3 protein-coding genes are annotated in these 7,663 nt (G+C 67.7%); all 3 read left to right on the forward strand.

Features of this window, described 5'->3' with window-relative positions; translation table 11 throughout:
* On the forward strand, positions 1-2,868 hold a 2,868-nt coding region (locus RMP09_RS09765; RefSeq protein ID WP_310565788.1), incomplete at its 5' end, for a hypothetical protein.
* 95 nt (positions 2,869-2,963) lie between these two features.
* Complete coding sequence (locus RMP09_RS09770) at positions 2,964-3,875, forward strand: DUF1566 domain-containing protein (RefSeq protein ID WP_310565789.1); 912 nt, start codon at positions 2,964-2,966, stop codon at positions 3,873-3,875.
* Positions 3,876-3,909: 34 nt separating this feature from the next.
* A partial coding sequence (locus RMP09_RS09775) for an LEPR-XLL domain-containing protein (protein WP_310565790.1) occupies positions 3,910-7,663 on the forward strand: 3,754 nt, incomplete at its 3' end.

The raw sequence follows: 7,663 nt of genomic DNA on the forward strand, positions 1-7,663 counted from the left end.
GGCGAAGGCAACGACCTGAGCGTGGCCAGCCTCGACGCAGCGGGCCAGAGCGTGAGCCTGGACGTGGCCGGTGGCGTGAACAACGCCAGCAGCGACGCGAGCCTGCAGGCCCTGAACCTGAACATCACCGCCGCCAGCGTGGGTGAGGCCGGCAACGGCCTGAACACCGACGTGGGCAGCCTGGTGCTGAACCTGGACAGCGGCGCGGCCTACGTGGACGAAGCCAACGGCCTGGTCCTGAGCCAGACCACCACCGGCGTGTTCGATCTGAACGCAGCGGGCGATGTGACGGCGCAAGACGTGACGGCCACCGGCGCGGTGAGCATCACCGTCACCGGCGAAGGCAACGACCTGAGCGTGGCCAGCCTCGACGCAGCGGGCCAGAGCGTGACGCTGGACGTGGCCGGTACCGTGGTGGGGGGAACCCATACCACCGATGTCGTTGCAGCGAGCCTGCAGATCAGCGCCGAACAGGTGGGCAGCGCAGGCGATCCGTTCCAGCTCGATGTGGACCAGTTGTCGCTGGCGTTGGGCGATGGTGGCGGCTACCTGAGCGCCATCAACGGCCTGGTGATGGGTGGCGACGGCGTGACGTCCACCGGCGACCTGAGCGTGGTTGTGCAAAGCGGCGACCTGCAGCTCGATGCTGACGTGCAGATGGTCGGGGATGCCAACCTCACGCTGCAAGCGGTCAGCGCAGCCGTCACGCAAACCGGCAACGGTTCGGTGACCACGGAGGCGGGCAACGTCGCCATCACCGGCAGCACGGGTGTCAGCGTGGCACGGGTCGGCAGCGACACCGGTTTGATCCAGGTGCTGGTGACCGATGGTCCGTTTGTGGTGCCCGCGGGCAGCACGAATGCCGACTACGGCAGCCAGCCGGTCCGCATCCAAGGCACGGGCGTGCAAATCGATTCGCCGCTGTCGGGCAGCGGCAGCATCGAAATCACCACGCCTTCACAACAGGCCAGCTTGTCCAATCTTGACGCGGGCACGGCGCAGCTGGTGCTGACCGCGGCGCAGCTCGACGACCTGGCTCAGACGCTGCCCATTGTGGTGGGCGACACGCTCGGAGGAGTGAACGGTGCGCCAGTGGAAGGTCAGCAAGCCGGTCTGTTCATCGATGTGAACGAGCTGGCCAACATCAGCGACGGCTTCGAGCGCATCGTGATCGGCAGCCAGGATCCGCGCCAGGCGGTCTGGCTGAACGCGCCGGTGGTGAACGGCGTGCCGCAGAGCCTGGTGTTCCGCGATCCGCTGGTGCTGGTGGCGTCGGGTGTGGCGCGCGACGCCGAAGGCGGCCTGCTGGCGGCCGGTGCCGTGCACATCACCGGCACGATCGATGGCCAGGGCCTGACCATTCTGGGTTCCGGCAGCACCACCGACCTGACCGCCGCGCAGCTGCGCCAGGCGGGTGATGTGCTGATCTCGGACGACCTGGTCGTGCACAGCGACAGTGTGATCGAGGTCACCACCACGGGAGGCGTGCTGGACATCCGAGGCTCCATCCTGGTCAAGAGTGGCGCCACGCTCAACCTGTCGGCCAGTGACATTCGCCTGGGCGCCTTTGCCAGCGGCAGCGGTGACCGCCTGGTGCTGGAGGCCGGCGCCACGCTGGTGCTGGGCACCCAGCGCCTGACGGTGGACAGCACCTGGGTGATCGACGGCGGTGGCGCTGGCGGCCTGGTGCTGCAGGGCGCCACGTTCGGCGGTGTGGTGCAAGACTTTGCACTGAGCACGCAGGACCTGGAAGCGCTGACCGCCCAGATGGTGGACGACAGCTTCGACGCCATCCAGGTGGGTCACGCCACGGCCGACACCACCGTGATGTCGCCATCGCTGTGGGCCGAAGGTGCCGACGCGGTGCGTCTGCTGGGCACCACGGTGCGCCTGGGCGCTGACGGTGAAGCCGCCAGCTGGGCGATCGATCGCCACACGCGCTTTGAAGCGGTGGGTGGCGATCTGGTGGTGAACGCCGACCTGCTCTCCAGCAATGCTTCGTACCTGAACCTGCATGCTGCAGACGGTCAGGTGCGCATGGCCAGCGACGCGCGCATCGTGACCCAGGGCGGTCTGGTCACCATCGATGCCGCGTTCGGCATTGAAGTGGGCCAGATCGATGCCAGCGGCGACGCAGGCACCAGTGGCCTGCGGGGTGCGGTGGCGCTGGACAGCGCGCAGGGGCAGATCGTGCTGGCTGCCAGCAGCGACGGTGCGATGGGCGTCAAGGCCCAGAGCGTGTCGCTGTACGGCTACGGCCAGACCCTGGCCGCCGTCGCGGCAGACGATCGCGTGCTGCGGGTGGAGGCCGAGCGCCTGCAGATCACGGCACCGTCGGGTCTGGTGTCGCGCGGCATGAACGCGGCGGGCATTTACTACCGCCTGGCCGACCATGGCGCCCGTTACGCCCAGGCGCAGCTGGTGGGCCAGGCGCCTGAGCGGGTGATGCTGCCGCGCACGGAGGTGGCGGGTCAGACGACCGAAAGCGCCACGTCGACGGCCCTGGGGGCGATCGCTTCCGACGGCTTCACCCGCCAGGTGCAGAGCGTGGCGACGTCCACGGCCGGGCGCGCGTTCAGTCAGAGCGTGTCGATGCAGGCGCAGGCCTACCTGTCCAGCTACGTGCAGCCGATGCTGGCGGGATGGGGTTCGCTGCAGACCAACCAGGACGAATGGATCGCACTGGACACCGACGCCTACGATGACCAGTCGAGCGATCTGGCCGATGACCTGTTGTTGTCCGACATGGCCTATGGCCTTGCCGAAGAGGACGACGCCTCGTTTGTGATGGGTCTGCCAGCGGTTCAACCGATCAGCGCCGGTCTGAGCGCTTCGGCCGAGGTGCTGTTCGACTACGCCACACTGTGATGGGTGCGGGCCTCACCGCCCGCACCCCCGTTAACACGTTTGTTCGCTTTGTTCTCCCGAAAACTTTCCGATAACAACTGATTGGAGCGCGCCACATGAGTCCCATTTCCGCAACATCTTCCCGTTGGTTTGTTCACCGCGCTGGTTTGGTCATGGCCCTGAGCGGTCTGCTGGCCGCCTGTGGTGGCGGTGGTGGCACGGTGGAGGTGCCGCGTTTCGAATCCACCACCGTGAGTGGTGTCGCGGCGGTGCGCGACAACACCACGGGCATCGTGTGGGCGGCCCAGCTGGGCAATACCGGTTTGCCGGGTACGGCCAGGTTGGCCACGGCGGCCGAGTTGCTGCAGTTGAACGATCAGGGTGCCAGCGTTCTGGACCAGTACTTCGCTTTCGCGCAGGGCAAGCTGGTCAAGGCCCAGGCGGTTGTCGGTAAGGATGATGTTGTCTGGGCGGTGGACTTTGGCGATCAGGCAGCCGGGGGGCTGAGCGATCAGGCATCGACCGATCCCGACCTGAGTTCCCTCTACGTGCTGTCGCCTCAAACGAGCGCACCGTCCCTGACCTATCCCACGTCCCCCGCCAGCAACGGCACCGTGACCGCGGGTGGGCTGATGTGGAAGGTGTGTACCGAAGGCACCACCTGGAGTGGGGCGGCCTGCACCGGAACAGCCAGTTTGGTGGCTGCTGCGGATGCTCCGGCACTGTCTACTGCCGCCAACAGCGGCGCCGGTTTTGCCGGCGTAACAGGCTGGCGCGTGCCCACGAAGACAGAACTGCGTGCGCTGCTGCAACTGCAAAACGACTTGAGTGGTAATGGCAATTTGTTGCCCGCAGCGTTTTCGGTCGACAGCCTCGGCGTGCTCCCGCAGTACTGGTCCAGCACCGTCTCATCCGTCCCAACCGAAGCCTGGGTGGTGGATTTTTCCGGCCGGACCGACCCCGGTGGTATCGGCTGGTGGACCATGACCGACCTGGCACACGTCCGCCTGGTTCGCACCGCCCCCTAAGCCGTTGATCACCGCCACACACCGCTGAACCACGATGCACACCCCCCGCACCCCCAAGCCTTTCCTGCGCGCGCCCCTGTCATCGGGCCGCTCGAATCGACGTTTTGCGGTTGAGCGCCTGGAGCCGCGCTGGCTGCTGTCGGCCAACCCCTTGGCGGTGGCGGTGGCGCATGCCCTGGCCCCGGTGGAGCCCGAACCCACCCTGCACGACCTGTCCTATCTCCCGACGTCTGGCAGCGAGGGGGCGGATGCCGGCGCGGCACAGTCGCCCGCGCAGACCGGCGTGTCCACCTGGGATCTGTCCCGCCCCATGGCAGCGGCGGAGCCGGCCCTGGCGGTGGCGGTGCCCGCGGTGCCTGGCGATGCGTTCAGCGGTGCAGCCGTGGCATTGGACCTGACCCAGCCGGCATCCAGCCCAGCCCAGGCCAACGCGCAGCTCGGCCGCCTGATGGGCGAGGCCATGGACCTGGTGCAGCAGCAGCTGGGCAGCCTGAGCGCGCAGGAACTGCTGGCCCTGTTCCCGGGTGCGGGCCCTCTGGAGGGCGTGGCCACCGATCCGGATGCCCTGCTGCAGCGGGCCGAGGCGGTGCGCCAGCAGTGGCTGGCCGCGCAGGTGGATGTGGAGGCGCTGTTGCTGGACGGCAGCGCCATGGGGCAGGCCATGGCCGGCTTCACGGCCCACGGCCCCTCGGGCGGCGCGACGGTGTTTGTCAACGCGCAATGGCTGGCCAGCCTGGGCGAGGCCCTGGGTGACGACGCAGGCGACGACAGCGCTGCGCTGCGGGTGCTGGTGGAAGAACTGGGTCACAGCATCGACGCCGCCATTCATGGCGATGCCGACTCCCCCGGCGACGAAGGCGAAAATTTCGCCGCCCTGGTGCTGGCGCTGCCGCTGGACGCCGCGCAAACCCGCCGCATCGCTCTGGAAGACGACCGGGGCAGTCTGGTCTGGGGCCTGACGACCTATGTGGTGGAGCAGGCGACTTTTGCGACCAACCAAGACATTGCGACCGGTCAAATCACGGATGCCAACATCCAGATCGATGGCGATGTGACGCTGACCTCGACCTATGTGTCGACCGGTTCCGGCAATGGCCGCCTGGTGCTGGGCACCGACGGAGCGTCCGCCTTGGACGGCAACGGCGACATCACAGAAGACCACCTGACCCTGTTGGCCAAGGGGGTGGTCTGGGTGAAGGGCCTCGTGGGAGACACCGATCCGCTGGGTTCGCTGACCATCGGCGGCGTGGGCGGCGATATGCCCAACTCGGTGATATTCGATCAAGACGTGACACTGGCTGGCGACCTGATCATTGAAACCGAGGGCGTGGTCACCTTCTCCGGCAAGCTGACCATCACGGGCGGCAACCTCGTCATCCGGGGCGCGACGCAGATCATCTTCAACGACGTGGTGCAACTCAACGGCGGCAACCTGCTGCTGGAAGGCGACGAAATCGATCTGTTGGGCAGTGCCGCCCTGCGCTCCACCGGCGGTGTGCTGGAAATGCGCACCACCACGCTGGGCCTGGACATCGAGGTGGGCGACCCCAATGCGCAAAACCTCGCCAGCCTCAACCTGACACAGTTCGAACTCGATCGCATCGCCGCAGGTGGCTTCGGGCGCATCGTGCTGGGGCACTACACCGGGACGGGTAGCGATGCCCATGCCGTGGCAGGGCAGGGGGCGGTGCGCATCGCGGGTTCACAAAACGCCAACCAGTTCACCTTCCACGCACCGTTGGAGGTGTACGCCGGCAGCATCACGGTGGAAGACATCAACATCGCGGCCAAACCGTCGCTCGCCATCAAGGGCAGCGTCAAGCTGGACGCCACCGGCAACATCGAAATTCGCAACGGTCTGCTGGCCACCACCGACCTGTCGCAACCCAGCGCCTACCAGGACATCACCCTGTATTCCAGCGGCGGTTATGTGGCGCAGTTCAATGAGAGCCGCAACTCGTTCAAAGACGACCTGCTGTCGGAACCGATTCAAGGCAACCGCCTGGTGGTGCGGGCTCAGACGGGCATTGACCTGTTTGCGACCGAAGTCAACCAGGCCACCTTGGTCAACCACGGCGCCACGGGTGGCATCCGCCTGACCGAAACCGTGGCCGGCGGTGCGATCGAGTTGCTGCGGGTCGAGCAGGTGCATGCCGATGCCACCGGGGACGTGTGGCTGCAAAGCAGCGCCAACATCACGGTGGGCGAGATCCGTGCGGCCAACAACGACGTGGCCATCATCACCACCGCGTCCATCGTCGACGGCGATACCGCCGCCGATGTGGTGGCGCGCGGCCTGTACCTGCAAACCGGGACGACCGGCGCCGTGGGGTCGACCAGCGATGCGCTGGACCTGGCGGTCCAGACCCTGGCCCTGAGTGTGGGCAGTGGTGGCGCCTACCTCAGCGAAGCCGACGCACTGGCTGTGGACACGGTGGCCGTTGCCGTCAGCCTGGCGAGCGCGCTGGTGCCGGCCGACGTCAACACCTTGACCGGCGCGTGGCAGGACCTCATCACCGGCCAGAACGCCTCGCTGGTTCTGGTGGCCGGTGGCACGTTGACACTCAACGACGGGGCGGATGCCGATGGCACGGCCATCAGCGCCAACGGCACGGGCAACGTGCTGGTGCAGACGCTGGGCGCGGGCAGCGGCATCACAGCCAACGCCGACATCACCAGCACCAGCGGCAGCATCAGTGTGCTGGCGGGCGCGGGTGTGACCTTCCATGCGCAAGCGGACATCCGCACCAGCAGCACGGGCGCGGACAGCGGCAGCATCGACGTGCAGGCCGGCAGCGGCGCGATCACGCAAGACGCCAGCAGTGCGCTGGTGAGCACGGGAGCCAGCGCAACGGTGCGCTTGCTGGCGGCCACCGACGTGACGGTGGGCGATATCGACGTGAGCGGGGGCCAGGTCAGCATCACCGCCACGGGCGGCAGCGTGCTGGACGCGGACGCCCTGGTGGGCGGCGCCAACGACGGCGATCAGGACATCAGCGCCGTGGCCCTGCGCCTGAACGCGGGCAGCGGCGTGGGCGGCAGCGTCAACCACCTGGAAACCAGCGTGGACACGCTCAGTGCGGCGGCGGGCAATGGTGGTGTGTACCTGCTCGAAGCCGATGCGCTGAACGTGGGTGCTGTGGGTCTGAGCGTCAACCGGGTGGGCAGCGACGGCGCGCTCACCGTGGTCACCGACGCCAGCCAGAGCGACATCACCAGCGGAGGCAACGGCGCCATCGTGCTGCGCAGCACGGCAGGCGGCATCACCCTGAACGACGGGACGGATGGCGACGGCACGGCCATCAGCGCCAACGGCACGGGCAACGTGCTGGTGCAGACGCTGGGCGCGGGCAGCGGCATCACAGCCAACGCCGACATCACCAGCACCAGCGGCAGCATCAGTGTGCTGGCGGGCGCGGGTGTGACCTTCCATGCGCAAGCGGACATCCGCACCAGCAGCACGGGCGCGGACAGCGGCAGCATCGACGTGCAGGCCGGCAGCGGCGCGATCACGCAAGACGCCAGCAGTGCGCTGGTGAGCACGGGAGCCAGCGCAACGGTGCGCTTGCTGGCGGCCACCGACGTGACGGTGGGCGATATCGACGTGAGCGGCGGCGCGGTCAGCATCACCGCCACGGCGGGCAGCATTCTGGACGCGGACGCCCTGGTGGGGGTCGCCAACGACGGCGATCAGGACATCACCGCCGTGGCCCTGCGCCTGAACGCGGGCACTGGCGTGGGCGGCAGCGTCAACCACCTGGAAACCAGCGTGGACACGCTCAGTGCGG

The sequence above is a fragment of the Hydrogenophaga sp. genome (genome assembly GCF_031426985.1).
GTDB lineage: Bacteria > Pseudomonadota > Gammaproteobacteria > Burkholderiales > Burkholderiaceae_C > Hydrogenophaga.

Excerpts from the sequence above, each read along its gene's own strand:
- RMP09_RS09770 (WP_310565789.1), top strand. The coding sequence starts at position 2,964 with ATGAGTCCCATTTCCGCAACATCTTCCCGTTGGTTTGTTCACCGCGCT.